The organism is Polaromonas naphthalenivorans CJ2 (genome assembly GCF_000015505.1).
In the GTDB taxonomy this organism is placed as follows: Bacteria; Pseudomonadota; Gammaproteobacteria; order Burkholderiales; family Burkholderiaceae_C; genus Polaromonas; species Polaromonas naphthalenivorans.
In genome coordinates this window covers 4319482-4344389 of sequence record NC_008781.1, presented here as the reverse complement: position 1 = coordinate 4344389, position 24908 = coordinate 4319482, and the positions used below count along the sequence as shown (strand labels likewise).

Sequence of the window (24908 nt, the reverse complement as noted above, 5' to 3'; positions counted from 1 at the left end):
AAAGGCGCAGGCCATGTTTGCACCTTTTCCAGTGTGCCCCTGAACCGGCTTTGCGGGCCAGCCAGCGCAGGTTCACGGCGCGTTCAGGACACCCACTGCTGTTCCATCGGCGGCCAGCGTTTCGCCTTTTCGCTCGACGAGCAACCCATACGCTTCGGGCCTGCGATGCAGGTCGAAATTGAAGGTGGTGCGTTTGTAGATGGCGCAAAAATCCAGGTCGCAGCGGGCAATCGCCACTTCGTCGCCCTTGGTGATGCAGCGGGCCACGACTTCGCCCGATGGCGCGACGATGCAGCTGCCGCCGATGCTGTCCACGCCTTCTTCCAGGCCGGCCTTGGCCACGCCGACGACCCAGGTGCCGTTCTGGTAGGCGCCGGCCTGCATCGACAGCTGGTTCTGGAACAGCGACAGGTCATCGTGCTGCGGCGCCGGGGCATTGTGGACCGGCGTGTTGTAGCCGATCAGCACCATCTCCACGCCTTGCAGCCCCATGGCCCGGTAGGTCTCGGCCCAGCGCCTGTCGTTGCAGATCGCCATGCCAAAAATGCCGCCGAAGGCCGGGGTCACGCCAAAATGATTGCCGGGCGTGAAGTAGCGTTTTTCAAGGTGCTGGAAGCGCCGCCACGGTTCATGCTCGGCGTGGCCCGGCAAATGCACCTTGCGGTATTTGCCGATGATCTCGCCCTGGCGGTTGACGATGATGGAGGTGTTGTAGCGCACCGCCTTGCCTTGCTCCTGCGCCAGTTCGGCATAGCCCAGGTAAAAGCCCATGCCCAGCTCGCGCGCCAGGTCAAACAGCGGCTGCGTCGCGGCAGAGGGCATCTCGCGCTCGAAAAAGCTGTTGATATCTTCCTCGTCCTCGATGTACCAGCGCGGAAAGAAGGTGGTGAGGGCGAGTTCGGGAAACACGATCAGGTGCGCGCCGAGCGCGTGCGCTTCACGCATCAAGGCGCACAGGCGGCTCACGACCTGCTGGCGCGAATCCGTGCGCTGGATGGGGCCGAGCTGGCCCAGCGCCACATTCACAAATCGGGACATTGCAAGACTCCAGTCAATTCACATAAAAAGGGGATCATTTCAAACACCACGCTGGGCCAGCCGCATCAGCACCTGCAGCAAGACCTGCGCGCCCTGCGCCAGGTCGTCGGGCTCGGTGAACTCGTTCACGTTGTGGCTCAGTCCATTGACGCTGGGCACGAAGATCATCCCGGCGGGGCAGACCCGCGCCAGCATCTGCGCGTCGTGTCCGGCGCCGCTGGGCAGGCGCAGGGCGGACAGGCCCAGCGCCCGGGTTTCCTGCTCGATCAGGCTAACCACCAGCGGGTCGAACGCCACCGGCTCGAAGCGCGCCAGGCGCCGCTGGCTGCACGCAACGCCTTGCGCAGCCGCGCACTGCGCGGCGAACGCATGCACCTCGGCCTCGGCGCAGGCCAGCGTGGCCTCGTCGGTGTTGCGCAGGTCCACCGTGAACACGGCGCGCTGGGCAATGACGTTGACCAGGTTGGGCGACAGCTGCATCGAGCCCACGGTCGCCAGCTGGCGGCCGCCGTAACGCAAGGCCAGGTCATGAACAAAAGCCGCGATGCGCACCGCCACCACGCCCGCGTCATGGCGCAGGGCCATAGGCGTCGTGCCGGCATGGTTGGACACGCCTTCAATCGTGAACTCGGTCCACGAGATGCCCTGAACGCCCTCGACCACGCCAATCTGCAGGCCTTGCTGGTGCAGCACCGGACCCTGCTCGATGTGCAGCTCCACGAAGCTGTCCACCACCGGGCAGCCGACGGCCGCCGGTCCCCGGTAGCCTATACGCTGCAGTTCTTCTTCCACGGTGTGGCCGTCTGCGGCGCGGGTGGCCAGCGCCTGCGCCAGCGGCAGGCCGCCGACATACACCAGGCTGCCCATCATGTCGGGCTGAAAGCGCGCGCCTTCCTCGTTGGTGAAGAACGCGACCGCAATCGGCCGGCGCGGCCGCACACCGGCATCGCGCAGCGTGGCCACCACTTCCAGGCCGGCCAGAACGCCGTAGTTGCCGTCGTACAGCCCCCCGGTGCGCACGGTGTCAATATGCGAGCCGGTCATCACCGGCGGCAGGTCTTCGGTGCCGGCATAGATGGCAGTGACGTTGCCGATGGCGTCGATGGTGACGGCCATGCCCAGCTCGCGCATGCGCGCCAGCGTCCATTCGCGGCCGAGCCGGTCGGCCTCGGTGAGGGCCAGCCGGTTCACGCCGCCGCCCTCCAGCGTGCCGACTTGCCCCAGCGCCGCCAGGCTTTGCGCCAGCCGCTGGGGGTTGATTTTCAGGTTATGTACTGGACTCATGCCTGCGTCTCGAGGACGTCGGCCGCGCTGGCGCCGACCAGCTGCCGGTAAAGCGCCGGGTCCGTGTCGGCTTCGCTGCCAAAGAACAGAATCCGGCTTTCGGCATTGATTCTGAACGCGGCCCGGGCTTCGGGGTTGCTGGCGATGCCGATCGCCGCAGCCAGCCCGGCCACGGCCGATTCACCGGCCACAATGGCGGCGTCGTTCCGTGGCGGATGCGCCAGCAGCCGCATCACCGCTACGGCCGCGTCGTCGTCCACGGTGCAGAAGGCGTTGGCGCCGCGTTCCAGGATGTCCCAGGCCAGCAGCGACACCTCGCCGCAGGCCAGGCCGGCCATCAGCGTGTCCAGCTCGCCCGTGACCGCCGTGATGCGGCCGTTGCGCGCGCTTTGCAGCAGGCAGTCGGCGCGGGTCGGCTCCACCACCGTGAAGAAGGGCCGCCGCTGCGCGTCGCGCTCCCAGAAATAGGCGCAGACGGCTGCGGAAAATCCGCCCACGCCGGCTTGCACGAAGACATGCGTCGGCCAGGCGCCCAGCTGCTGGACGACCTCTTGGACCATCAGCTGGTAGCCCTGCATGACGTCGCGCGGAACGTCCATGTAGCCCGGGTAGGACGTGTCGGAGATGACGTGCCAGCCCTTGGCCCGGGCGTCGCGGTCGGCCTGCCGCACGGCGTCGTCGTAGTTGCCTTCGGTGCGCACCACCTGCGCGCCATAGCGTTCGATGGCCTGCCTGCGTCCGTCGCTGACCGAGGCGTGAATGTAGATCACGCAGCGGCAGCCGAACAGCTGCGCGCCCCAGGCCACCGACCGGCCATGGTTGCCGTCGGTGGCGCAGGTCACCGTGATGCTTGAGGCGGCCTGGCGCAACTCGCCCTGCAGCAGGTCGGACGGGTTCACGACCCGGCCCAACTGCTGCCCCAGCACGCGGCACAGCAGCCGGCCGACCGCGTAGGCGCCCCCGAGGGCCTTGAAGCTGCCCAGGCCGAAGCGCGAGCCTTCGTCCTTGTAATTGATTGAGGCCACGCCCAGCGCATCGGCCAGGCCGCCCAGCGAATGCCGGGGCGTGACCTGGTAGCCGGGCCAGGCGGTGATTTCCTGCCCGGCACTGGCCAGCGCGCCGGCGTTGAGAATGCTGGCGCGCTGCTCGCCATAGGGCTCCTCGCGCTGGAACGCCGGGTTGAGAAAGTAGTCGGTTGAAATGCTTGGAAGGCTGTGCATGGAAGGCTCGCTCGGTGGGGTTCAGGAATCGGTTTCCAGATCGCCGAGCGCCGCATGCAGGCTCTCGATCCGGGACATGCGGGCGCGGGCCTGCTTGCGCGTGCGCGCGGCCATCGACGTGGCCAGGTAGTTCATGAGGCTGACGGCGCTGACATAGGAGTCAAACACCTGCTCGGTCTGGCTGGGGCAATGCAATATCGCCGCCGCCTGGCTCGCCAGCGCGGACAGCGGCGTGTCGGTCAGCAGCAGCACGCGTGCGCCGGTGCTGCGGGCGGCCGCGACGATCCGTGGCAGCCGGCTGGTGCGCCGGCGAAAATCCACGGCCAGCAGTACGTCCTTGTCATTCAGGTCGGCCAAAATTTCCGCTTCGCGGCCTGACAGCTCGTTCAGCAGGTTCACGTCATGCCGCACCTGCGACAGCAAGGCGCTGGCATAAAACGCGGTCATGCAGCCGTTGCGGTAGCCGACGATCCAGACCCGGCGCGCGCGTACCAGCAACTCAAGCGCCTGCTCCAGCACGTCCTGCGTGAGGCCGTCGAGCAGGCTGCCCAGGCGCGCCACGTCGTTTTGCACATGCGCCTGCAACGAGGCCGATTCCGATGGACGCGCAGGCGTGCGGCCGATGCGGGCCAGCGGCGACTGCTGCGACACCTGGGCGCGGACCTGCTGCCGGAAGTCGCTGAACCCCGCGTAGCCGAGGCGCTGGAAAAACCGTGCCGCGCTGGCCTTGGAGGCGCCGGCCAGGCCGGCCAGCTCGGTGGCCGAATAGGCCAGCAAATCCTTTTTCCGTGCAATCACCACGTCCGCCAGCCGGCGGTCTGTCGCCGAAAGCTGGTCATAGACCTTCAGCAGCCGCGCATCGAGGGGTTCGGTCTCTTTTTTCATGTCATTGCGCCGGGTTCGTGCATGCCTCACCAACTTGAGGCATGGCATGCACAAGTTTGGAACATAAGTTCCAGATGTTTTGCAGTTGAGAAATTATTATTTCATTGATCATGCCCGGTTCTAGCAAGACCGGTGCCCGCGCCCTGGCGCTTGCCGGGCGTGCGCTGCGAGCGGGACGAGCGCGCCTGATTCAAATGCCGTCGCTGGCGCATGGCATGCAATTTGCCTAAAGAGCCCTGTGTTCATCAATTTTTTGGGAAGCCAAGCATCATGAAATTCAAGTTCGCCACGGCGCTCACCGGCCTGCTCGCCGGACTCGCTCTCCTGACGTCCGTGCCGGCCCAGGCCGACGATTCGCTCACGGCCATCATGGCCAGGAAGTCCATCTCGCTGGGCATCGCCACCGACTTCCCTCCCTATGGCTTCATGAGCCCCGACTTCAAGCCGCAGGGCCTGGATGTGGCGGTGGCGCAGCTGATCGCCGACAAGCTCGGCGTCAAGGCCGAAATGACGCCGGTCAGCACGCCCAACCGGATTCCCTACCTGCAGACCAAAAAAATCGACCTGATCGTTTCGTCGCTCGGCAAGAATCCGGAGCGTGCCAAAGTGATCGACTTTTCGGTGGCCTACGCACCGTTCTACCAGGCCGTCTTTGGCCCCAAGGCGCTCAGCATCAAGAGTTTCCAGGATCTGGCGGGCAAGTCAATTGCCGTGACGCGCGGCACGATTCAGGATGACGTGCTTCAGCAGGTGGCGCCGCCCACGCTGAAGATCCAGCGCTTCGAGGACGACAACTCGACCGTGGCGGCTTTCGTGTCGCAGCAAACGCAGCTGCTGGCGACCGGCGCCGCCGTGGCCGGGGTGGCTATCCAGAAGAATCCGCAAATCCAGGCCGAGTACAAGCTGCTGCTGAAGGACTCGCCCAATTTCATCGGTGTGCGCAAGGGCGAAACCGCATTGCTCGACAAGGTCAACGAGATCCTGCGCCAGGCCAAGGCCGATGGCACGCTCAACACCTACGCGCAGCGCTGGCTGGGCCGCGGCCTGGGCGAGCTTCCGGAATAAGCAAGCGCGAGGACCAGCCGGCCGTGCATGAACGGCCCGGCTTATCCCTCCGCACATTGCGCCTTCACGCCTTCAATCCCTTGCTGACTCACCAACCGGCCTGACACCATGAGCCTGGATTTTCTTGTTGTGCTGGGCCAGTGGCCCATGCTGTTGAGGGGCCTGGCGCTGACCGCCCTGCTGACCGCCGTCGCGGCGCCGGTGGGCACCTGCCTGGGCATCGCCTGTGCCTGGTCGCGGGTGCATGGCCCCGCCTGGCTGCGCGCCATGGTCGGCGCCTATGTGGAACTGGTTCGCAACACGCCCTTCATCATCCAGCTGTTTTTCATATTTTTCGGCCTGCCGGCCATGGGCGTGAAGCTGTCGCCGGAAATCGCCAGCATGCTGGCCATGGTCCTGAACCTGGGGGCCTATGCCTGCGAGATCGTTCGCGCGGGCATCGAGTCCACGCACCCCGGCCAGATCGAGGCGGCGCAAAGCCTGGCGCTGAACCGCTGGCAGATCTTCACCCGGGTGGTGCTGCCGCCGTCGCTGGAGCGCGTGTGGCCCGCGCTGGTCAGCCAGATCATCATCGTGATGCTGGGCTCGGCGGTGTGCGGCCAGATCTCGACCGAGGAAATCTCCTATGCCGCCAACCTCATCTCCAGCCGCACCTTCCGAAGCATGGAGTCCTACATCCTCGTGACGCTGGTTTACCTCGGCCTGGCCGTGCTGGTGCGGCAAGTGCTCCACTGGGCCGGGCCGCGTTTCATATTCGGCCCTTGAGCCAGGAAGACACCCCATGGTCGATTTTTCCTTGTGGGACATCGTGCGCAACCTCCTGTTGGCCCTGCGCTGGACGGTGGCGCTGTCGCTGATCGCCTTTGCGGGCGGCGGCATCGTCGGGCTGGTGCTGCTCATTGCCAGGCTCTCGAAGCTGCCGGGCGCGGCGCGCTGCGTTGCGCTGTATGTGCAGGTGTTTCAGGGAACGCCGCTGCTGATGCAGCTGTTCCTGACTTATTTCGGGCTGTCGATGCTGGGGATCGATACCTCTGCGCTCTTTGCCGCCTCGGTCTGCCTCACGCTTTACGCCAGCGCCTACCTGACCGAAATCTGGCGCGGCTGCGTGCTGTCGATTCCACGCGGCCAGTGGGAAGCGGCGGCCAGCCTGGCGATGAATTTCGGCGAGCAGCTGCGCCACATCGTGCTGCCGCAGGCCGCGCGCATTGCCATTGGCCCGACGGTCGGCTTCCTGATCCAGATCATCAAGGGAACGGCGCTGGCCTCGGTGATCGGTTTCGTTGAAATCACCAAGGCCGGCCAGATGATCGCCAACGCCACCTACGAGCCTTTCCTGGTGTATGGCTGCGTCGGCCTGATGTATTTCGCCCTGTGCTTTCCGCTGTCGGTGTGGAGCCGCAACCTTGAACGAAAACTCAGCCCCAGGCGCTGAACCCAACACCCCATGACCCTGCAAACAAACCCATCCAAGACCATTCCCCTGGTGGACATCCGTGGCCTGCGCAAGCGCTACGGCACGAACGAAGTCCTCAAGGGCATCGACCTGCAGATAGAGCGCCGCGAGGTGGTCTGCATCATCGGCAAGAGCGGCTCGGGCAAGAGCACGCTGCTGCGCTGCATCAACGGCCTGGAGGAGTTCCAGGAAGGCGTGCTCACGGTGCATGGCCAGGCGCTGAAGATCAACGACCCGCACGCCATGCGCGAGTTGCGCCAGAACGTGGGCATGATCTTCCAGAGCTTCAACTTGTTTCCGCACCTGACGGTCGGTCAGAACGTGATGCTCGCGCCCATGCTGGTCAAGGCGCTTCCCAAAGCTGAAGCCCGCCGGCGCGCCGAGCAGCTGCTGGCGCGGGTCGGGCTGGCGGAAAAGTTTGACCACCGGCCCGAGCAGCTCTCGGGCGGGCAGCAGCAGCGCGTGGCCATTGCCCGCGCGCTGGCCATGGACCCCGAGGTGCTGCTGTGCGATGAAGTCACCTCCGCGCTGGACCCCGAGCTGGTCGGCGAGGTGCTGCAGGTCGTGGAAGACCTGGCGGAGCAAGGCATGACCCTGATGCTGGTGACGCACGAGATGAACTTTGCCCGCAAGGTCAGTGATCGCGTGGTCTTCATGCACCAGGGAAAAGTTCATGAAATGGGGCCGCCAGAAGCGCTTTTCAGCCGTCCGAAAACGCCGGAACTGCAGCAATTCCTGTCGGCCCTGTGAGCGACCGCTTGCCGGATCGCTTGCTTGCGGCGGGTGTCAGCGGTCCGGTTCGGCGGGCGATGAAATATTGCCCAGCGAGTTGGCCACATCGATATCGACATCCGGGTCTTTGGCGGCAATGTCACCGATGGAAAGGATGCCGATCAGCCTGTCCTGCGCGTCCACCACCGGCATGCGGCGAATCTGGTTTTCGCCCATGATGTCGAGGACGTCCTCCACATCATCGTCTTCGCGCACGGTGCGCACATGGCTGCTCATCACGTCGGCCAGCGTCGTCGTCTTGGCATCGAGTCCCTGGGCCACGCCGCGAACGACGATGTCGCGGTCGGTCACCATGCCGATCAGCTTGTCGCCCGCGCAGACGGGAATCACGCCCACATTGAGTTCCTCCATGGCCTGCGCGGCCTGCACCACGGTATCGGTCGGGCGCAGGCTGCGCGCGCCACGGGTCATGACTTCTGAAACGGTTGTCATCGGGAAACTCCTTGTGTTGGACCGGCAGGCTGCCGGGTCTTTTGCCAGCTTAATGGCTGTGTGCGCCCTGGCTATCGGTCGCCTCGCAAGCTGGCGTAGGACGGCAGCGCAACGACCCGCTACAGCAGCGCCAGTTCGCGCCAGCCGAGCGCATCGCGCAGGCTTTCGGTGTCATCGGCAGCGCCTGGCGGGCTTGCAAGGCAAAGAGGGCTGGGCATGGGCCGCTATCGGTCTGATGCCCGGTGCGATACTGTTTTTTTGTTCAACTCGCCCGGAGCATCGTGATGCCACGCCCCATTCTTGAAGAATCCCGGATTCATCCCGCCATCCGCAGCAAGGTCGCCGGGAATCAGCAGGCCATCGTGCAGGAGGTGATCAAAGCGGTCCGCGAGAACGACGTGGTGGTGGTCGGCATGGGCATGAACCCTTTTCCCAAAAAAGCCTGCAAGGCGCTGGACCAGGCAGGCCAGCCCTACCGCTACCTGGAATATGGCAATTATTTCAATACCTGGCGCGAGCGCAATGCGCTCAAGCTATGGACCGGCTGGCCCAGCTTTCCGATGGTGTTCGTCAAGGGCATGCTGGTGGGCGGCGCCACCGATCTGCAAGCGCTGATCGGCAGCGGCGAGCTGAAGAAAATGCTCGCCTTGCCGGCCCATGGCGCTTGAGGCCATGGGCCGGCAAGGCGTGACTACCGCAGGCCAGCGGGTTCACGCATCCACAAAGCGCCCCTGCAGATAGTCGATAATTTTTCCTGAATCGTAGAGCCACTGGCTCTTGCCGGATTTATCGGTGATTCTCAAGCAGGGCACCTTGGTCTGGCCACCGCCTTTGAGCAATTCCTGACGGTCCGGGCCTTCGTGCTGTGCGTCGATGCGCTTGATGTTCAATGACAGGCGGCTGATTTCCTGCCGGACCTTGCTGCAGAAAGGGCAGGTCTTGTACTGGTACAGCGCCAGCGACTTGCATTGCCGGTTGACCTTGTCCTGCGCGGCCTGGATGCGCACCACGCCCTTGGGGCGGGTGAGGGTTTCCTTGAGCAGCACCACCGGACCGAGGACGACGCGCAGGGTTCTAAAAAAGAATCGGATAAAAGTTTTCATGGCCAATTTTAGGGGACTGGCTGCTCCGGCCCGGCGTCAGGCGGCCGCCGGTCAGCCGCGCATCAAGGCCTCGATCTCGCCGGCCTTCACCGGCACGCCGCGTGTCATCAGCTCGCAGCCCTGGGCCGTCACCAGCGCGTCGTCCTCGATGCGGATGCCGATGTCCCAGAATTTCTTCGGCACGCCCTTGGCCGGACGCACGTAAAGGCCGGGCTCGACCGTCAGCACCATGCCGGGTTTCAGGATGCGCGAAGGCTTGCGCATGACCTTCTGGCCGAGCGCGTCCTTTTCTTCGCGCGGCTGGCTGCCGGGCTCGGTGTAGTCGCCGCAGTCATGCACGTCCATGCCCATCCAGTGGCCGGTGCGGTGCATGTAGAACTGGCGGTAGGCGCCGGAAGCGAGCACGTCATCGACGCTGCCGTGTTTGGCTTTTTGCAGCAAGCCGGTGTCGAGCATGCCTTCGACCAGCACGCGCGTGGCGGCGTCGTGCGGGTCGGTGAAGCGCTGGCCGGGCCGGGTCACGGCAATCGCCGCTTCCTGCGCGGCCTGCACGATGTCATAGAGGATGCGTTGCGCCGGGCTGAACTTGCCGTCGGCCGGAAAGGTGCGCGTGATGTCGCTGGCGTAGCCTTCGAGTTCGCAGCCGGCGTCGATCAGGCACAGCTGGCCGGGTTTGAGTTCGGCGTTGCCGGCGCGGTAGTGCAGCACGCAGGCGTTGGCCCCGGCGGCGACGATGCTGGTGTAGGCCGGGAATTCAGAGCCCTGGCGGCGGAACTCGTGCAACAACTCGGCTTCGAGGTGGTATTCGCGCAGGCCGCCCTTGACGTTGGCGCGCAGCATGGCGGCCGAAGTCTGCATGGCGCGCACATGGGCGCCGGCTGAAATCTGCCCGGCGCGCCGCAGGATGGAAATTTCGTGGCTGTCTTTCACCAGCCGCATCTCGTCGAGCAGTTTGCACAGATCGTGCTGGCTTTGCGGGCATTCGGCGCCCAGGCGAACGCGGGCGCGAACCTTGTTCAGCCAGCCATCGACCTGGGTTTCCAGGCCCTTGTGCGTGGCGAACGGAAACCACACGGCGTTCTGGTTGGCCAGCAACTCGGGCATCTTGTCGTCGAGCGCGTTGGCGCTGAACGCGGCATCGACGCCCAGCGCGGCGGGCGCGGCCTGGGGGCCGAGCCGGATGCCGTCCCATATCTCGCGCTCCAGATCCTTTGGCCGGCAAAACAGCGTGCTTTTGACGGTTTTTCCGCTGGCCTCGATCACCAGCCAGGCGCCGGGCTCACTGAAGCCGGTCAGGTAATAAAAATAGCTGTCGTGGCGGTAGGGAAAGTCGCTGTCGCGGTTGCGCGGCAACTCGGGCGCGGTGGGCAGCAGGGCCACGCCGCCGCCGGCCTTGATCAGGGCGCGGCCAATGGCGGCGCGGCGTTTGGCATGGACGGCATAGGCGGCCGAAGGGTTCAATTGGGTGCTCATGGGGCGTGATGCTTTCAGTTCGGAAGAATTTGGTTCAGTTCGGCGAGCCGCTGCGGCGTGCCCACGTCGGTCCAGGCGCCCGAATACAGCTCGGCGCTGACCTGCTGGCGGTCCATCGCCGCGCGCAAGAGCGGCGCCAGCGCGACCGCCAGGCCTTGCGGGTTGCCAAAGGCCAGCGTGTCGAACAGCTCGCGCCGGTACAGGCCGATGGTGCTGTAGGTGTAGCGCGGCGCCGGGTCGTCGGCGGCCAGGTTGAGCGCCAGGCCGTCAGCGCCCAGGCCGAAGTCGCCGCGCGGGTTGTGCGCCGGATTCGGCACCAGCCACAGGTGGGCGAGCTTGCCGCTGGCGATGAAGCGGTCGGCGGCTTCCGGCGAAAACTCGAATTCGGGCACGAACACATCGCTCGCCAGCAGCCAGAACACGTCGCCCAGCAGCGGCAGCGCACGCGCGATGCCGCCGGCGGTTTCCAGCGCGTAGCCGAAGTCATCGCCTTCGTGAGAGTATGAAAATGATAGCTGCTCACGCCCGTCCTGCGTGCGTAAAAGGTCTAAATGGCTTGAAATCTTCTCGCCCAGCCAGGCGGTGTTGACGACCAGCTCGCGCACGCCGCCGCGCGCCAGCGCTTCAACATGCCAGTCGATCAGCGCCTTGCCCGCTACCTGCAGTAAGGGCTTGGGGCAATCGTCGGTCAGCGGCCGCATGCGCTCGCCGCGTCCGGCGGCCAGGATCATCGCCTTGATCGGCGGGTTCATTTTTCCACCCCGGATGTCCGGTTGAAGTGGCACGAAAAGAGGCGGGCGCAGGGGGGCTTGGTTTGCATGAACACGACTTTAGAGCATTTGCCGCCGCTGCTGTTTCAGTGCTGCAGAAAGCGGCTCCGGGCGGGCGCCAGCGCAGCGGCCGTTAAAATGCCGGATTACCCTGATTTGTTTGAATTTTCCGGAGCTTAAGCCTGATGGCCAAAAACGAAATGATGGCGAATGCGATACGCGCACTCGCAATGGACGCCGTACAACAAGCCAATTCGGGTCATCCCGGCGCCCCCATGGGCATGGCCGACATGGCCGTGGCCCTCTGGGGCGACCACCTCAGGCACAGCCCCGCCAATCCGCACTGGATGGACCGCGACCGCTTCGTGCTGAGCAACGGCCATGCGTCGATGCTGATTTACGCGGTGCTGCACCTGACCGGCTACCCGCTGCCCATCAGCGAACTGAAGAACTTCCGCCAGTTCGGCTCCAAGACCCCCGGCCACCCGGAAGTGGACGTGACCCCAGGCATCGAGACCACCACCGGCCCGCTCGGCCAGGGCCTGACCAATGCGGTCGGCATGGCGCTGGCTGAAAAGCTGTTGGCCAAGGAATTCAACCGCGAAGGCCACACGGTCGTCGGCCACAACACCTACGTCTTCATGGGCGACGGCTGCCTGATGGAAGGCATCAGCCACGAGGCCGCTGGTCTGGCCGGCGCCTGGAAGCTGGACAAGCTGATCGCGCTGTACGACGACAACGGCATTTCCATCGACGGCCAGGTCGAGCCCTGGTTCATCGACAACACCGCGCAGCGCTTTGCCGCCTACGGCTGGAATGTGATCGGCCCGGTTGACGGCCACGATGCCGAAGCCGTGTCGGCCGCGATTGCCGAGGCCAAGAAGGCGTCCGGCAAGCCGTCGCTGGTCATCTGCAAGACCCATATCGGCAAGGGCTCGCCGAACCGCGCCAACACCGCCAAGGCGCACGGCGAACCGCTGGGCGCCGAGGAAATCGGCCTGACCCGCACCGCGCTCAACTGGCCGCACACGCCCTTCAAGATTCCCAAGGACAGCATGGCAGCCTGGGACGCCAAGGCCCAGGGCCGCAAGCTCGAGGCCGAATGGGACAAGACCTTCGCCGCCTACAAAAAGGCGCATCCCGAACTGGCGGCCGAATTCGTTCGCCGCATGAAGGGCGAGCTGCCCAGGAGCTTTGCGCAACTGGCCGTCGATACCGTCGTCGGCGCGCACACCCGGGCCGAGACCGTGGCCTCGCGCAAGGCGTCGCAGCTGGCGCTCGAATCCTTCACCGCCGGCCTGCCCGAGCTGCTGGGCGGCTCGGCCGACCTGACCGGCTCGAACCTGACCAACACCAAATCGACCCCGAGCCTGCGCTTTGACGCGAATGGCGACGTGGTGCAGATCGAGGCCGCCAACGGCAGCCTGGTCGGCGGGCGCCACATCAACTACGGCGTGCGCGAGTTCGGCATGGCCGCCATCATGAACGGCGTGGCGCTGCATGGCGGCTTCATCCCCTACGGCGGCACTTTCCTGACCTTCAGCGACTACTCGCGCAACGCCATCCGCATGGCCGCGCTGATGAAGCTGCGCGTGGTGCATGTGTTCACGCACGACTCCATCGGCCTGGGCGAAGACGGCCCGACGCACCAGTCCATCGAGCATGCCGCCAGCCTGCGCCTGATTCCGAACCTCGATGTCTGGCGTCCGGGCGACACCGCTGAAACCGCCGTGGCCTGGGCCGTGGCGCTGGAAAACAGGACCCGGCCGACGGCCTTGCTGCTGAGCCGCCAGAACCTGCCGTATGCGCCGAAAGGCGATGTCGGCCAGATCAGCAAGGGCGCTTACGTGCTGGCCGAGCCCGAAGAAGTCGGCCTGAAGAAAAAGGCGCAGGCCGTCATCATTGCCACCGGCTCCGAAGTGCAGCTGGCGCTGAAGGCGCAGGAACTGCTGGCCGCCCAGAAGATCGCGGTGCGCGTGGTGTCCATGCCCAGCACGACCACATTCGACCGCCAGGACACGGCCTACAAATCGAAAATCCTGCCCGAAGGCCTGCCGCGCATCGCGGTGGAAATGGGCGTGACCGACGGCTGGTGGAAATACGGCTGCGCGGCGGTCATTGGCATCAACACCTTTGGCGAATCGGCCCCGGCCGCCGTGCTGTTCGAGCATTTCGGCTTCACGCCAGCCAATGTGGCCGCGACCGTGCGCAAGGTTCTGCGCAAGAAATAAGTGCCGTTCCGGCCGATCCGGCCGGAGGGTGTTGCAAGTTAACCAACTGGAGCAAAGAGCAAGATGACTATCAAGATGGGTATTAACGGCTTCGGCCGCATTGGCCGCAACGTGTTGCGCGCCGCCGTGCAGAACTTCAGCGACATCGAGATCGTCGCCATCAACGACCTGCTGGAGCCAGAATACCTGGCCTACATGCTGCAGTACGACTCGGTGCACGGCCGCTTCAAGGGCGAAGTCAGCGTCGAAGGCAACACCCTGATCGTCAACGGCAAGCGCATCCGCCTCACGCAGGAGCGCGACCCGCTGAACCTCAAGTGGGCCGAAGTCGGCGCCGACGTGGTGCTCGAAGCCACCGGCCTCTTTCTGGACAAGGCCGCCGGTGAAAAGCACCTGGCCGCCGGCGCGAAGAAGGTCATCTTCTCGGCGCCTTCCAAGGACGACACGCCGATGTTCGTGTTTGGCGTCAATGACGGCACCTATGCCGGCCAGGCCATCATCAGCAATGCCAGCTGCACCACCAACTGCCTGGCGCCTGTCGCCAAGGTGCTCAACGACAAATGGGGCATCAAGCGCGGCCTGATGACCACGGTTCACGCGGCCACGGCCACGCAAAAGACCGTTGACGGCCCGAGTAACAAGGACTGGCGCGGCGGACGCGGCATCCTGGAAAATATCATTCCGTCGTCAACCGGCGCGGCCAAGGCGGTCGGCGTGGTGATTCCCGAGCTGAACAAGAAGCTGACCGGCATGAGCTTTCGCGTGCCGACGTCCGACGTGTCGGTGGTCGATCTGACCTGCGAATTGAACAGCGAAGCGACGCTCAAGGAAATCTGCGCCGAGATGAAGCTGCAAAGCGAAGGCGCCCTGAAGGGCGTGCTGGGCTACACCGAGGACAAGGTCGTCGCCACCGACTTCCGGGGCGACACGCGCACCTCGATCTTTGACGCGGACGCGAGCATCGCGCTCGACGGCACCTTCGTGAAGATCGTCGCCTGGTACGACAACGAATGGGGCTACTCGAACAAGTGTCTGGAGATGGCGCGGGTCGTGGCCAAGTAAGCACTGCTGCCCAATAAAAAAGCGCCTTCGGGCGCTTTTTTATTGGGCGTTTGAGGTTTCGGCCTGCGCCTTGCCTTCATCACGCGGCTGTCGGGGTCGCTGGGCGGTAAATTTTGAAGAAAACCACTGTTTATGCAAGCAGCATAATCGTCTATAGCTATATATTTAATAGCATTCAGCGCTATCTCACGGGCGCGACATGTTCAGCCGCGACGACTTGAACGAGAGGATGCGCGATCAGCACGATACGCCGGTTCTGCGCTTGGGTCATGGCGCGCCCTGCGCCGTGTCGATGGGAAGTTCAAGCGTGAAGGTCGCGCCCCGGCCGGGGCCGTCGCTGTGGGCGGTCAGGGTGCCGCCCATCTGCCGGGCGGCCAGCGCGCAGCTGTGCAGCCCGAAGCCGTGGCCGGCCTTGCGCGTGGTGAAGCCGTGCGCGAAGATGCGCGTGAGGTTCTCCGCCGCAATGCCCTCGCCCTGGTCCGCGACCGATACGCGCAGCAAGCCGCCGGCGGCTTGCACCTGCAGCGTGATCTGGCGCGAGCCGACCGCCATGCTTTCCATGGCGTACTTGGCGTTGCTGATCAGGTTCACCAGGATCAGCAGCACCTGCGCCCGGTCCAGCGGCAGCACCGGGACAGGTGCAAACTCCTTCACCACCGTCACCTGGTGGCGCACGAGCGCTTCGCTGCTCATGCGCAGGGCATCCTCGGCCAGATCGCAGATCTGCAGCGGCTCGACAATGCTGGCGCTCCCCGCGTAGGACTGCTGGGTGGCCACCACGTCCTTGATGTGATCGATGCTGCGGATGAGGCGGGCGAGTTCCTCGGCCATGCCTTGCTGCTCTGCGGCCAGCGCCAGCGCCAACTGGCCCAGATAGCCCGGCAGCAGCTTGCCCTTGCCGTCAAGGGTCAGAAAGCCGCCTAGGTCGGCCGCGTGCTCGTCCATCAGCTGCACCGCCCGCGACAAGCCATGGGCGCGCGACGTGCGCAGCGTGCCGCCAAGCAGGCCGGCCGAGACGTTGACGCTGTTGAGGATGTTGCCCACGTTGTGCAGCACGTTGGTGGCGATCTCGGCCATGCCGGCCTGGCGCGCGGCGGCGATGAGTTTGGCCTGGGTCTCGCGCAGCTCGCGGGTTTTTTCGCGCACGCGCTGCTCCAGCTTTTCGTACAGCAGCGCGTTCTCCAGCGAGACCGCGAGCTGGCCGGCGATCAGCATCACCGCGTCCAGCCGGTGGGTGGTGAACGCGCCGCGGCTGAGCTGGTTTTCCAGCAGCAGCACGGCGCGCGGCACACCCTGGCTCAGGATCGGGATCACCAGCAGTGAACAGCGCGCCAGTCCGGCGAGATATGGGTCGCGCGCGAAGCGGTCGTCGCGCGTCGCGTCCTCCACCAGCAGCGGCTCGCGGGTGCGCTCGGCATAGTGAAAGGCTGACAGCGGCAACAGGCCGCGCACTCCCGCCTCTTCGACCGGTATCGGCGCCATCTGCTGATCCGAGGTGGCGGACAGCAGCCATTGCTTCTGGTCCTCATCCTGCAGCGCGAAGCGCACCGATGTGGCGCCGGTCATCGTGCCGAGCAGCTTGACCACGCTGGTCTTCAGGCTGTCAAGGCTGGTTTGCGAACTCAGCGCCTGGGACGCGCGCAGTACGCCAAGCATGTCGATGCTGTCGCCGGACACATGGCTGCCCGAGTCCGGGCCGGGCCGCAAAGGGTAGGCAATGCGCAGGAAGGCGTGGGTGCGCTCAAGCTCGCGCGCCTTGGCGCTTGCCCCCCAGGCCGTATAGAGTTGCCGTGCTTCGGCCAGCAGTTGCCGTCCGGTGTGCTCCAGCCCTTGCTCCAGATGGAACAAGCCAGCCCGCTCGCTGATCAGTGCGTGGTGCCATGGGCGCTGACGCGCCTGGGCCTCGCGCAAAGCGGTGTCAAAGGCGCGGGCGGCATGCCAGGGATCGCCCGCGCACCAGGCGCGCTCGGCTTCGACCAGCTTGAGCAGGTGCCCGAAATTGACCGGGCAATCGGTGGCTCGCAGTGCCAGCCAGTCGCGGCACAGATCGAGTTCGCGCAGCAGTTCGGCGCGCTCCCCGGGAACGGCTGTCTTGACCCGTTGCGCCAGCGCCAGCGCCTGCAGCAGGTGCACCAGCGCCGTTGCGTAGAAGCTCTGGAGATAGCTGCGCAGGCGCAGCAGCGCAGCCGTGTGCCGCACCAGCCCGCCCATGTCCGCGAACAAGGCGGCGGCGAGCGCGCGCATGAGGTGAAAGGTGGCATCCGCCGAGGGGTTGGCCCCCAGCCGGCCGGCGCGGCCCGCCTCGTCGTAGTCGCCGTCGGTCAAACTGCCGGTCGCCCGGGTCTGGCCGCGCAGCGCTCGCAGGAGTTGCCGGTAGCCGAGGTAAAGGTCGGTGCCATGCTCGTTGCCGGTGCGAATGGCAAAGACCAGGCCGGCTTCGACCTCGCTGGCGTAGCGCTCCAGGGTCGGTTCGCAATCGAGCAGCGCCGTGACGGATACGTAGTAGGTGAAGCAGGCGCTTTGCAGATCACCCTCATGCAGCATGGCTTCGCGTGCGCGCTGGATCAGGGCGACGCTGTTTTCCAGCGGTTCGAACCAGTGGCTGGTGCTCAGTGCGAAGAGGTCGGCCACCTGGGAGGCTTCCGGCTCGTAAGCGCGCGCCTGGCTGACCGACAGCACATGCCGCACGGCCTCATAGCCGGTGCGGTATTCCTGGCGCAGCGCAATGGTGACGAGGGTGGCGTGGCCAAGGCTGAGTGCCAGCCTGGCGCAGGGACCATGCTCGGCCCACAGCCGCTGGCTCTCCAGCACCAGCCAGGCCATGGCCATCGGGTCGCACAGGCGCGACGGCGCCATCAAGCGGTTGATGAGCGTGGCGACCGCCACCCCGCGCGGACCGGCGGCCTCGGGGCGCCGCTGGTCGTCGGCCAAACTCACTTCGCCCACCCATTTGTACAGGGCATCGAGCTTGCGGGAGACTTCGATGCCGATGCCATCCCCGGAGGGCACCTGCAGCCCGAGTTGCCGCAGCAGGGACAGGCCCAGCGCCACGGCTTCGCGCGGCCGGCCGCGATTGGTCAGGCTGCTGACCTGCACGCAGGCGGCCTCGACCAGTTCCAGCGCATCACCGCTGCGGCCCTCGATGGAACGGTAGATGCCGTCGGCCTCCTCAAGACGCCCCAGGCTGTAGAGCGCGGTGTGCTGCCCGATCTCCAGCGAAGCAAACAGCTGCTCGTCCGCCGCGCTCTTCATGCCCCCGAGCAGCCCTAGCGCAGCCGTCAGGAAGCGTTCCATCGCGGCATAGTTGGCGCTGCGGCGCGCGTGGGTCGCGGCCTCGTGGAACAGGCCGGCGGCGCGGCGGCGTTCGTCCGGCTCGTGCAGCGCTTCGATGGCCGGCAGGTACTGCTGCGCCGCCACCGCACTGAACTCCGGTTTCAGCGCCAGCCGCCGCGCGAGGGTCAGATGCAGCGCGCAGCGCTGGGCCGGCTCCCGCGCGCCATGGGCCGCCTGCTGCACGCGGTCATGCCGAAAGCGCAGGGCACTGTCGTCGCCTTGCTCAAACACCAGCAGCCCGTCTTCAAGCGGCGCTGCCATGTGCTCTTCCAGCTCGGTGGCCGACAGGCCGGTGGCGGCGCGCAACTGGCTTAAGGCGACTTCGCCGCCCAGGCATGCCATGGTTTCGAGCAGCGCGCGCCCCGGCTCGGGCAGCCGGGCAATGCGCGCACTCAGCAGATCGACCACATTGCCCTGGCCGATGTAGCGACGTATGACCCTGGCGTCCCAATCCCAGCCGTTCGAGCCGGGCACCAGCGCCCCATCGCGGCGCAGCGCGTTGACCAGCTCCACCGTGTCAAAGGGGTTGCCGCCGGTGTGTGCGTTCAAGGCCTGCGCCAGCGCCGCAGCCTGTGGCGCCGGCAAGCGCAGCATTTCCGCCAGCAGTGTGCCGAGATCGGCTGGCGGCAGATCCGACAGCCGCAGCCGGACCGGCGCGCATTCGAGTTGCGCCCAGCGCGGCAGCGCGGCGGACATCGGGTGAATCGCGTCTATCGCGGCCTCGCGGTAAGCCCCCACCAGCAGCAGGCCAGGCAGATTCCGCGCGGCCAGAACGGCTTCAATGAAATGGATCGAGATCGGGCCGGCCCATTGAAGGTCGTCGATCACCATCACCAGCGGCCGCGTGGTCGAGATGATCGAACGCAGCAGGTCCAGGATCGTCAGCAAAAGCCTGGCCTCGGTCTGGGCCGGATCAATCAAGGGAACTGTGGGCTGTTCTCCAAGCAGCGTCACGAACTCCGGCAGCCTTGGCGAGCAGATCACGCCGGCATTCGGGCCGAGTGCCGCCAAAATACGTTCGCGCTGATGGGTCAGTTCCACTTCCGGTTCGGCCAGCAGCAGGCGGCCCAGCGCCCGCAGCGCCTGCGCCGTGGCCGATGGGGCATCGCGGCGGTACTGATCGAACTTGCCGGACACGAACCAGCCGCGCTGCGCGGTCACCATCGGCCGCAACGCGTTGATCAGCGCGGTCTTGCCGACGCCCGGCGCGCCGGCGACCAGCACGACGCGGCTGTTGCCCCGCAGCGTATCCAGGAAAGCCTGCCGCAACGCGTCAATCTCTGTCTCGCGCCCGACCAGCCGCGAGGGCGCCGCCAGTCGCAATGCGAAGTCGCGTTCACCCAGCAAGAAGGCTGCGCTTTCATCGCGCGCCAGGCGCTCAATGAGCCGGGACAGGTCATGGGCCAGGCCTTCGGCGCTCTGATAGCGCCGGTCGGGCTCTTTTTCCAGCAGGCGCAAGACGATGTCCGACAGCGCTTGCGGCAAGCCTGGGGCCAGCGCGGCAGGCGGCGCCGGCTGGCGCGCCAGATGGTCGTGGATCAGCTGCAGCGGGTCGGCGCTCTCGAACGGCGGATGGCCGGTGGCCAGTTCATAGAGCGTCGCTCCCAGCGCATACAGATCGGCGCGCTGGTCCACCGTGCGCCCGGTGCGGCCGGTCTGCTCGGGCGCCAGATAGGCCAGCGTGCCGGGGATGTCCCGGTGGTGGGTGAATCCCGGCTGGCCCTCGGCAAAGGTGGTGGCCAGGTGGAAGTCAATCAGCACCGGCTGGCGCTGCAGGCCGGCGAGCAGGATGTTGGCCGGGGTGATGTTCTGGTGCAGCACGCCTGCGCGGTGCACCCTGGCAACGGTCCGCGCCAGCTGCAGTGCCACGGCCAGCAGCGCCGGCAGTTCCAGCGCCTGGCTGCGGATGGCCTGCAGCAGCGGCACGCCCGCGCAATCTTCCAGCGCCATGATGCCGGCCGGATGCGGCAGCGCAGCCAGTCGCGGCACGCCCTCGATGCCGGCCAGGCGCGTGATGATTTTCTTCTCGTGGTGCAGCCGCTCCAGCGCGTTCGCGCCGAGCGGCTCCTTGCAGATGACGCTGGCCGCCCCCGTGGGCCGGGGCGTGCGAAAGATCCGCGTGGTCTGGCTCTGGTACAGAACCTCGCGGGCAAAGTCCCCGCTCGGGCGCTCTGCATCAGGGGTGTGAGGTGTGAAGGGGGTCATTTCTGGAAGCCTTGGGGCGATCAGCAGCCCGGCCTCAGGCGCGAGCCGGGCGCGTCGCCACCGCAAGGACAAGGATGATGATGAGGCCGGTGAGGATCAAGCGGACCGGGGCTTCCACGCGGACCGTGTTGAGCATCGACGCCAGCAGATTGAGGAACAGGGCGGCGCCCCAGATGCCGATGGCGTTCGCCTGGCCGCCGGCAACGCTCGTGCCACCGATGACGACCACGGCGATGGCTTCCATCAGGTACGCGTCGCCCATGTTCAGGGCCGCGCCCCCGGTAAAGCCGGCCAGCAGGAAACCCGTGACGCCGGAGAACGCCCCGCAGGCTGCATAGGCTGCCAGGCGCACGCGATGGATGGGGATTCCCGTGAGCCGTGCCGCCTCGGCGCTTTGCCCGGTCGCCAGCAAATGGCGTCCCGAAATGCTGCGGTTGAGCAGGACGGCAACCAGGACACTGAGCAGCACGGTGATCACGACCAGGACTTGCACGCCGGCAACGCGTTGCACCGTCAAGGCGGCCAGCAGGGCCGGCGGCTTGACGGTTGCCTCCCCGCCCACATGCATGGCCAGGGACTGGAACATGAAGCTCCAGGCGAGGGTGGCGATGAGGGGCGGAAGGCGCAAGGCGAGTATCGACAGGAAGTTCAGCACGCCGGCCAGCAGCCCGACAGCGAGCGCCAGCGCGAATCCCGCCGCGACAAGGGCGTCATTGCTCTGCATCATGCCCATGGACAGGTAGGCCGACAAGGTGATGACGGCCGGAACCGAGAGATCGATATGGCCGGGCCCCGAGGCGATGACCAGCATCTGGCCGGTGCCCACGAGGACGCTGAAGACGCTGAAGGCCAGCGCCACGGACAGGATCTCCGCGCCGCCCCGGCCCGACCACGCGGCGCTGATCAACCCCATCAGCGCCGCAGCCACAAAGCTGAACATCCAGGGCTGGCACCAGCCCGGCAGGCCAGCGCGCTTCATGGCTTGCGTCGCTGGACGAGGACGCGCCCGGCCAGCACGAGGAACAGGATGGCGCCCTGGGCGCCGGTTTGCCAGACCGGAGGAAGCTGCAGAAAGCTGAGCAGCGAAGCCGCCAGGGAAAACGTCATCGCGCCGATCACGACGCCGACGGGCGAGATGATTCCGCCGGTGAACGAGCCGCCGCCAAGGATCACCGCTCCGATGCTGAGTAGGGTGTAGGCCGGCGCAATGTTGGGGTCGCCCGAGGTCGTGATGGCGCTCAGCGCGATGCCCGCGAGCACCGCCAGGCAGCCGGCGGCCGCATAGACCACCACCCGCACGCGCACCAGCGACCAGCCGGAACGGGCCACGGCTTTCGGGTTCGCGCCCGCCCCGCGCAGGATGACACCATAGGACGAGCGCATGATGGCCCAGTGCCCGCACGCGGCCGCAAGCACCGCGATCCATACCGGCAGCGGCAACAGCGGCGGCTTCGCATCGAGCAAGCCGGTCAGCCAGTCCGGCGCCAGGCCGCCCGGCGAAGGAAGGATGAGCAGCGAGAGGCCCAGCCAGACAAAGGACATGCCCAGCGTCACCACGATGGAGGGCAGGCTGCGGTAAAAAATCAGCATCGCCGTGCCCGCGTAAACGCCAATGGCCGCCAGCAGGATGGCCGCAGCCAGCAGCGGCGCTGGCGCGAGGAAGACCGCCACCACGCAGGTGACGAAGCCGACGAAGCTGCCAATCGACAGGTCGATGTCGCCCAGGCCGATGATGAGCATCTGGGCCATGGCCGCGAGGATGAGTGGCACCGACAGGTTCAGCAGCAGGTTGATGCCGAAGTAGCTCAAGGCGCGAGGCTGGATCCAGAAGATGAGCCCGAGCATGAGCGCCAGTGCGAAAGCCGGCAGGGCCGCCGACAGGTGCTCCGCCCGGACGCTGACAGGCCTGTGGACGAAGGCGGCGGGCTCAAGCATCGGCCGCGCCCCTGAAGGACAGGTCGATGATGCGGGCCTCTGTGATGGCGCTGCCGCTCAGCACCGCCACCACGCGTTGCTCGCGAAAGACATAGACGCGGTCGCAGTTCGTCAGCTCGCCCACTTCGGAGGTGTACCAGACGAAGGCGCGGCCCTTGTCGGCCTCTTGCCGGATGTGCCGGTACACCGAGTGCTTGGTGCCCACATCGACCCCGCGCAAGGAGTCGTCCAGGAACACCAGCCCGGCCTTGGAAGCAAGGGCGCGGGCGAACAGCAGCTTTTGCTGGTTGCCGCCGCTCAGGCTGAGGACCGGCAGGTCGATGCCGGCTGTTTTCAGGCCCATGGTCGCCACCCACTCGCGTGCCAGGCTGGCCTCTGCGGCGGCGCTGATGAGTGCATTTTTGCGCAGCGCCCTGAGGCAGCCGATGGACAGGTTCTTCGTGATGGACCACAGCGGGAACAGGCCTTCGGCCTGCCGGTCGCCGGCCACGTAGGCGACCGGCGGCCCTGCACGCCGCCGCTTCATGCTGGCGGCATGCAGCCTGCGCAGGCACTCGCGCTGACCATGGCCGTCGAGGCCGGCCAAGCCGACGATTTCGCCCTGGCGCACCTCGATGGGGTGATCCCGGCTGTCCGCGCCGGACAGTTGAAATACGGGCGCGGCGGCCGGCTGCGCCCGGATGGCTTCGGGCCTGCCGCGCGGCTCGGCCTGGAGCTGACCCATCAGTGCCACGATGCCGTCGCGCGACAGCCCCTCGGTGGGGCGGTTCGCGACGATGCGGCCATCGACCATCACCACAACGCGCCCGCAGATGCGCAGGATGTCGTCCAGGCGGTGGGAAATCAGGATCGCCGCGACACCGCGCCTGGCGGATGCGGCGACGAAGTCCAGCGCCTGCCGTGCCGCATGGTGGCCCAGCGAAGAGGTCGGCTCATCGAGAATCACGAAGCGCAAGGGCTCGCTGGTCACCGTGTAGGCGCGTGCAATCTCAGCCATCTGCCGCTGGCCGATGGGCAGTTCGCCGACCACGGCATCGAGTGCCATGCCATGCCCGGGAAACACCGCGTCGAGCTGCTCGCGGATCAGTTGCGCCGCCCGCTTTCGCCAGCCAAAACCGCGCAGGCCGGGGTGCGCGACGCGGGTGTTTTCCACCAGGTCAAGGTTCTGGCAGAGCGACAATTCCTGGAACACGCAGCGTATGCCGCGAGCGCTGGCGGCGCACGGGTCGTAGCGGCCGGTGATTGCTTCACCGCTGATCGAAAGCGTTCCCGAATCGCGTTGCAGCGTCCCCGCGAGAATGTGCATGAGCGTCGATTTGCCGGCCCCGTTGTGGCCGACAAGCCCCACGACTTCTCCGGGAGCGACGGAAAAATCGATTCCGGCCAGCGCCTGGACGGCTCCGAAGTGCTGGCGGACGTTCGAGACAGCGAGCGGCCCCCGCTCGAGCCTCCTGGGACTGAAAGGGGCCGCGCAGGTCATTTGGGCGCCGGAATGGCCGGAAGCGGCTTGCGATGGGCATTCGCATCAATGATGCTCACCACCAGGCCTTGCGTGTAGAAGGGGTTGGCGACGCCCCCGGCCGGTGTATCGGCAAGCCAGGCATCCCGGTCCCGGGCGTCGATGCGCAGCAGCGGAACCTCGACGTACTTCGGCACCTTCTTGCCGGCCAGGATCTGCTGCGCCACCCAGAAGGCGACCTGCGAAATGCTGGGCGTCGCCGAGATCGAGAAGGTCTCATACTGTTTTTGCGTGTGCTGCTGCTTCCACCAGGCCAGCTCGTCCTGCCGGTTGCCCATGACGATGATGGGCATGGGCCGGCCGGAGGCTTCGAAGGCCCTGGCGGCGCCATAGCCGTCGCCTCCCTGGTTGACCACGGCGTCCACCTGGGGCAGCGACGGGATGAGGCCGGCAACCTCCTTTTGGGCGACCGCCGCCGTCCACTGGCCGTACACCGTCCCGACGATCTTCAGGTCTGGATAGCTCTTCAGGGCCTTGTGGATTCCCGCGCTGATGTCCCTGTCGGTCGAATCGCCGGCGATACCGCGAATTTCGAGCAGATTGCCCTTGCCCTTCAGGCGCTGCGCGACGTAGTCGATCTCCTGCTTGCCATAGGATGCCCAGTCGTAGTTCACCTGATAGGCGCACGGCTGCGTCACGATGCCGGCGAAGGACACCACGACGATGCCCGCGTCGCAGGCCTGTTTGACCACGCCATTCAATGCCGTGTCCGATGCGGCGAGGATCACGATCGCGTCGTAGCCCTGCAGGATCATGTTCTGGATGTGCGCGGCCTGCTCGGTCACCGAATTGTTGGCGCTGACGACCGGCGAGTCGCCGATCAGTCCGTCCTTGCGAGACTGCCTGACCACTTCCTGCCAGCTCTTGACCATCACTTGCCTGAAAGAGTTTCCCGCATAGGAATTGCTGAATCCGATGCGCTTTTTGCTCGTGTCTGTCTTGGCCACCCCGTCTTCGGCGCGCGCCGGCGAAGCTTGCAGGGTCAGCAGGGCCGCCAGCGCCAGTGCGGCGCCCAAAAGCGGCGCGCGCCGCGTGCTCGGGCGAAACAGGCTCGATGTCGTTGATTGCATGGTGATTGCTCCCTCTTGTCGGTTTTTTTTAAAGAAAA

20 protein-coding genes are annotated in these 24908 nt (G+C 66.1%); 7 read left to right on the top strand and 13 right to left on the bottom strand.

The genetic code is table 11. The annotated features are described in order from the left end of the window. Positions 1–72: 72 nt before the first annotated feature. Genes PNAP_RS20285 through PNAP_RS20270 form a run of 4 tightly spaced genes read right to left on the bottom strand, consistent with a single transcriptional unit; the run spans position 73 to position 4427 of the window. Positions 73–1038, bottom strand: coding sequence for an N-carbamoyl-D-amino-acid hydrolase (locus tag PNAP_RS20285; protein ID WP_011803422.1), 966 nt, complete (start codon positions 1036–1038; stop codon positions 73–75). 39 nt (positions 1039–1077) lie between these two features. Beyond that, positions 1078–2322 (bottom strand): Zn-dependent hydrolase, encoded by a 1245-nt coding sequence (locus tag PNAP_RS20280; protein WP_011803421.1) that lies wholly within the window; start codon positions 2320–2322, stop codon positions 1078–1080. Beyond that, positions 2319–3542 carry a diaminopropionate ammonia-lyase gene (locus PNAP_RS20275; protein WP_011803420.1) on the bottom strand — a complete coding sequence of 408 codons (1224 nt, stop codon included), beginning with the start codon at positions 3540–3542 and terminating at the stop codon, positions 2319–2321. The genes PNAP_RS20280 and PNAP_RS20275 overlap by 4 nt, the downstream gene beginning before the upstream one ends. A 21-nt stretch (positions 3543–3563) precedes the next feature. Then, positions 3564–4427: a MurR/RpiR family transcriptional regulator gene (locus PNAP_RS20270; RefSeq protein ID WP_041376853.1), complete on the bottom strand. Its 864-nt coding sequence runs from the start codon at positions 4425–4427 to the stop codon at positions 3564–3566. Positions 4428–4697: 270 nt separating this feature from the next. On the opposite strand from PNAP_RS20270, the gene PNAP_RS20265 reads away from it, so the two are divergent. From PNAP_RS20265 to PNAP_RS20250, 4 genes are all read left to right on the top strand, one after another. After that, on the top strand, positions 4698–5492 hold the full coding sequence (locus PNAP_RS20265) for a transporter substrate-binding domain-containing protein (RefSeq protein ID WP_011803418.1): 795 nt from the start codon (positions 4698–4700) through the stop codon (positions 5490–5492). A gap of 108 nt (positions 5493–5600) precedes the next feature. Next, positions 5601–6257, top strand: a complete 657-nt coding sequence (locus PNAP_RS20260) for an amino acid ABC transporter permease (RefSeq protein ID WP_011803417.1) — start codon at positions 5601–5603, stop codon at positions 6255–6257. A gap of 16 nt (positions 6258–6273) precedes the next feature. Beyond that, the gene (locus tag PNAP_RS20255) at positions 6274–6924 is read left to right on the top strand and encodes an amino acid ABC transporter permease (RefSeq protein ID WP_011803416.1); all 651 of its coding nucleotides are present in this window, start codon (positions 6274–6276) and stop codon (positions 6922–6924) included. Between the two features lie 12 nt (positions 6925–6936). Beyond that, complete coding sequence (locus PNAP_RS20250) at positions 6937–7695, top strand: amino acid ABC transporter ATP-binding protein (protein ID WP_011803415.1); 759 nt, start codon at positions 6937–6939, stop codon at positions 7693–7695. Between the two features lie 36 nt (positions 7696–7731). On the opposite strand, the gene PNAP_RS20245 is transcribed toward PNAP_RS20250, so the two are convergent. Next, positions 7732–8169: a CBS domain-containing protein gene (locus PNAP_RS20245; RefSeq protein WP_011803414.1), complete on the bottom strand. Its 438-nt coding sequence runs from the start codon at positions 8167–8169 to the stop codon at positions 7732–7734. 284 nt (positions 8170–8453) lie between these two features. Between PNAP_RS20245 and PNAP_RS20240 the strand changes: the two genes are divergently transcribed. Continuing rightward, complete coding sequence (locus PNAP_RS20240; protein ID WP_011803413.1) at positions 8454–8837, top strand: glutaredoxin domain-containing protein; 384 nt, start codon at positions 8454–8456, stop codon at positions 8835–8837. A 42-nt stretch (positions 8838–8879) separates the two neighbouring features. On the opposite strand, the gene PNAP_RS20235 is transcribed toward PNAP_RS20240, so the two are convergent. Genes PNAP_RS20235 through murU form a run of 3 tightly spaced genes read right to left on the bottom strand, consistent with a single transcriptional unit; the run spans position 8880 to position 11497 of the window. Next, positions 8880–9272, bottom strand: coding sequence for a glutathione S-transferase N-terminal domain-containing protein (locus PNAP_RS20235; RefSeq protein WP_011803412.1), 393 nt, complete (start codon positions 9270–9272; stop codon positions 8880–8882). Positions 9273–9323: 51 nt separating this feature from the next. Further along, the gene (locus tag PNAP_RS20230) at positions 9324–10745 is read right to left on the bottom strand and encodes an aminopeptidase P N-terminal domain-containing protein (RefSeq protein ID WP_011803411.1); all 1422 of its coding nucleotides are present in this window, start codon (positions 10743–10745) and stop codon (positions 9324–9326) included. 14 nt (positions 10746–10759) lie between these two features. Then, positions 10760–11497, bottom strand: a complete 738-nt coding sequence (gene murU / locus PNAP_RS20225; RefSeq protein ID WP_011803410.1) for an N-acetylmuramate alpha-1-phosphate uridylyltransferase MurU — start codon at positions 11495–11497, stop codon at positions 10760–10762. Positions 11498–11700: 203 nt separating this feature from the next. Between murU and tkt the strand changes: the two genes are divergently transcribed. Beyond that, positions 11701–13746, top strand: coding sequence for a transketolase (gene tkt / locus PNAP_RS20220; protein WP_011803409.1), 2046 nt, complete (start codon positions 11701–11703; stop codon positions 13744–13746). 63 nt (positions 13747–13809) lie between these two features. After that, entirely contained in the window at positions 13810–14808 is a 999-nt protein-coding gene (gene gap / locus PNAP_RS20215; RefSeq protein ID WP_011803408.1) for a type I glyceraldehyde-3-phosphate dehydrogenase, read from the top strand. A 267-nt stretch (positions 14809–15075) separates the two neighbouring features. Here gap and PNAP_RS20210 read toward each other — a convergent pair whose 3' ends face one another. The 5 genes from PNAP_RS20210 to PNAP_RS20190 are packed head-to-tail and all read right to left on the bottom strand — an operon-like array spanning position 15076 to position 24870. After that, positions 15076–20346, bottom strand: a complete 5271-nt coding sequence (locus PNAP_RS20210) for a trifunctional serine/threonine-protein kinase/ATP-binding protein/sensor histidine kinase (RefSeq protein ID WP_011803407.1) — start codon at positions 20344–20346, stop codon at positions 15076–15078. Positions 20347–20380: 34 nt separating this feature from the next. Then, a complete protein-coding gene (locus PNAP_RS20205) occupies positions 20381–21325 on the bottom strand; it encodes an ABC transporter permease (RefSeq protein WP_041376852.1) in 945 nt (314 codons plus the stop codon). After that, a complete protein-coding gene (locus PNAP_RS20200) occupies positions 21322–22281 on the bottom strand; it encodes an ABC transporter permease (RefSeq protein ID WP_011803405.1) in 960 nt (319 codons plus the stop codon). Before PNAP_RS20200 ends, PNAP_RS20205 begins: the two co-directional genes overlap by 4 nt. Further along, positions 22274–23761 carry a sugar ABC transporter ATP-binding protein gene (locus PNAP_RS20195; RefSeq protein WP_011803404.1) on the bottom strand — a complete coding sequence of 496 codons (1488 nt, stop codon included), beginning with the start codon at positions 23759–23761 and terminating at the stop codon, positions 22274–22276. The genes PNAP_RS20200 and PNAP_RS20195 overlap by 8 nt, the downstream gene beginning before the upstream one ends. Continuing rightward, positions 23758–24870, bottom strand: coding sequence for an ABC transporter substrate-binding protein (locus PNAP_RS20190; RefSeq protein WP_011803403.1), 1113 nt, complete (start codon positions 24868–24870; stop codon positions 23758–23760). The genes PNAP_RS20195 and PNAP_RS20190 overlap by 4 nt, the downstream gene beginning before the upstream one ends. Positions 24871–24908: the final 38 nt, after the last annotated feature.

Bases quoted from the DNA above. Each gene is read 5' to 3' on its own strand.
- murU (WP_011803410.1), bottom strand. From the start codon at position 11,497: ATGAACCCGCCGATCAAGGCGATGATCCTGGCCGCCGGACGCGGCGAG.
- PNAP_RS20275 (WP_011803420.1), bottom strand. From the start codon at position 3,542: ATGCACAGCCTTCCAAGCATTTCAACCGACTACTTTCTCAACCCGGCG.
- gap (WP_011803408.1), top strand. From the start codon at position 13,810: ATGACTATCAAGATGGGTATTAACGGCTTCGGCCGCATTGGCCGCAAC.
- PNAP_RS20240 (WP_011803413.1), top strand. From the start codon at position 8,454: ATGCCACGCCCCATTCTTGAAGAATCCCGGATTCATCCCGCCATCCGC.
- PNAP_RS20285 (WP_011803422.1), bottom strand. From the start codon at position 1,038: ATGTCCCGATTTGTGAATGTGGCGCTGGGCCAGCTCGGCCCCATCCAG.
- PNAP_RS20230 (WP_011803411.1), bottom strand. From the start codon at position 10,745: ATGAGCACCCAATTGAACCCTTCGGCCGCCTATGCCGTCCATGCCAAA.
- PNAP_RS20270 (WP_041376853.1), bottom strand. From the start codon at position 4,427: ATGAAAAAAGAGACCGAACCCCTCGATGCGCGGCTGCTGAAGGTCTAT.
- PNAP_RS20245 (WP_011803414.1), bottom strand. From the start codon at position 8,169: ATGACAACCGTTTCAGAAGTCATGACCCGTGGCGCGCGCAGCCTGCGC.
- PNAP_RS20235 (WP_011803412.1), bottom strand. From the start codon at position 9,272: ATGAAAACTTTTATCCGATTCTTTTTTAGAACCCTGCGCGTCGTCCTC.
- PNAP_RS20280 (WP_011803421.1), bottom strand. From the start codon at position 2,322: ATGAGTCCAGTACATAACCTGAAAATCAACCCCCAGCGGCTGGCGCAA.
- tkt (WP_011803409.1), top strand. From the start codon at position 11,701: ATGGCCAAAAACGAAATGATGGCGAATGCGATACGCGCACTCGCAATG.
- PNAP_RS20250 (WP_011803415.1), top strand. From the start codon at position 6,937: ATGACCCTGCAAACAAACCCATCCAAGACCATTCCCCTGGTGGACATC.
- PNAP_RS20200 (WP_011803405.1), bottom strand. From the start codon at position 22,281: ATGCTTGAGCCCGCCGCCTTCGTCCACAGGCCTGTCAGCGTCCGGGCG.
- PNAP_RS20255 (WP_011803416.1), top strand. From the start codon at position 6,274: ATGGTCGATTTTTCCTTGTGGGACATCGTGCGCAACCTCCTGTTGGCC.
- PNAP_RS20210 (WP_011803407.1), bottom strand. From the start codon at position 20,346: ATGACCCCCTTCACACCTCACACCCCTGATGCAGAGCGCCCGAGCGGG.
- PNAP_RS20260 (WP_011803417.1), top strand. From the start codon at position 5,601: ATGAGCCTGGATTTTCTTGTTGTGCTGGGCCAGTGGCCCATGCTGTTG.
- PNAP_RS20265 (WP_011803418.1), top strand. From the start codon at position 4,698: ATGAAATTCAAGTTCGCCACGGCGCTCACCGGCCTGCTCGCCGGACTC.
- PNAP_RS20190 (WP_011803403.1), bottom strand. From the start codon at position 24,870: ATGCAATCAACGACATCGAGCCTGTTTCGCCCGAGCACGCGGCGCGCG.
- PNAP_RS20195 (WP_011803404.1), bottom strand. From the start codon at position 23,761: ATGACCTGCGCGGCCCCTTTCAGTCCCAGGAGGCTCGAGCGGGGGCCG.
- PNAP_RS20205 (WP_041376852.1), bottom strand. From the start codon at position 21,325: ATGAAGCGCGCTGGCCTGCCGGGCTGGTGCCAGCCCTGGATGTTCAGC.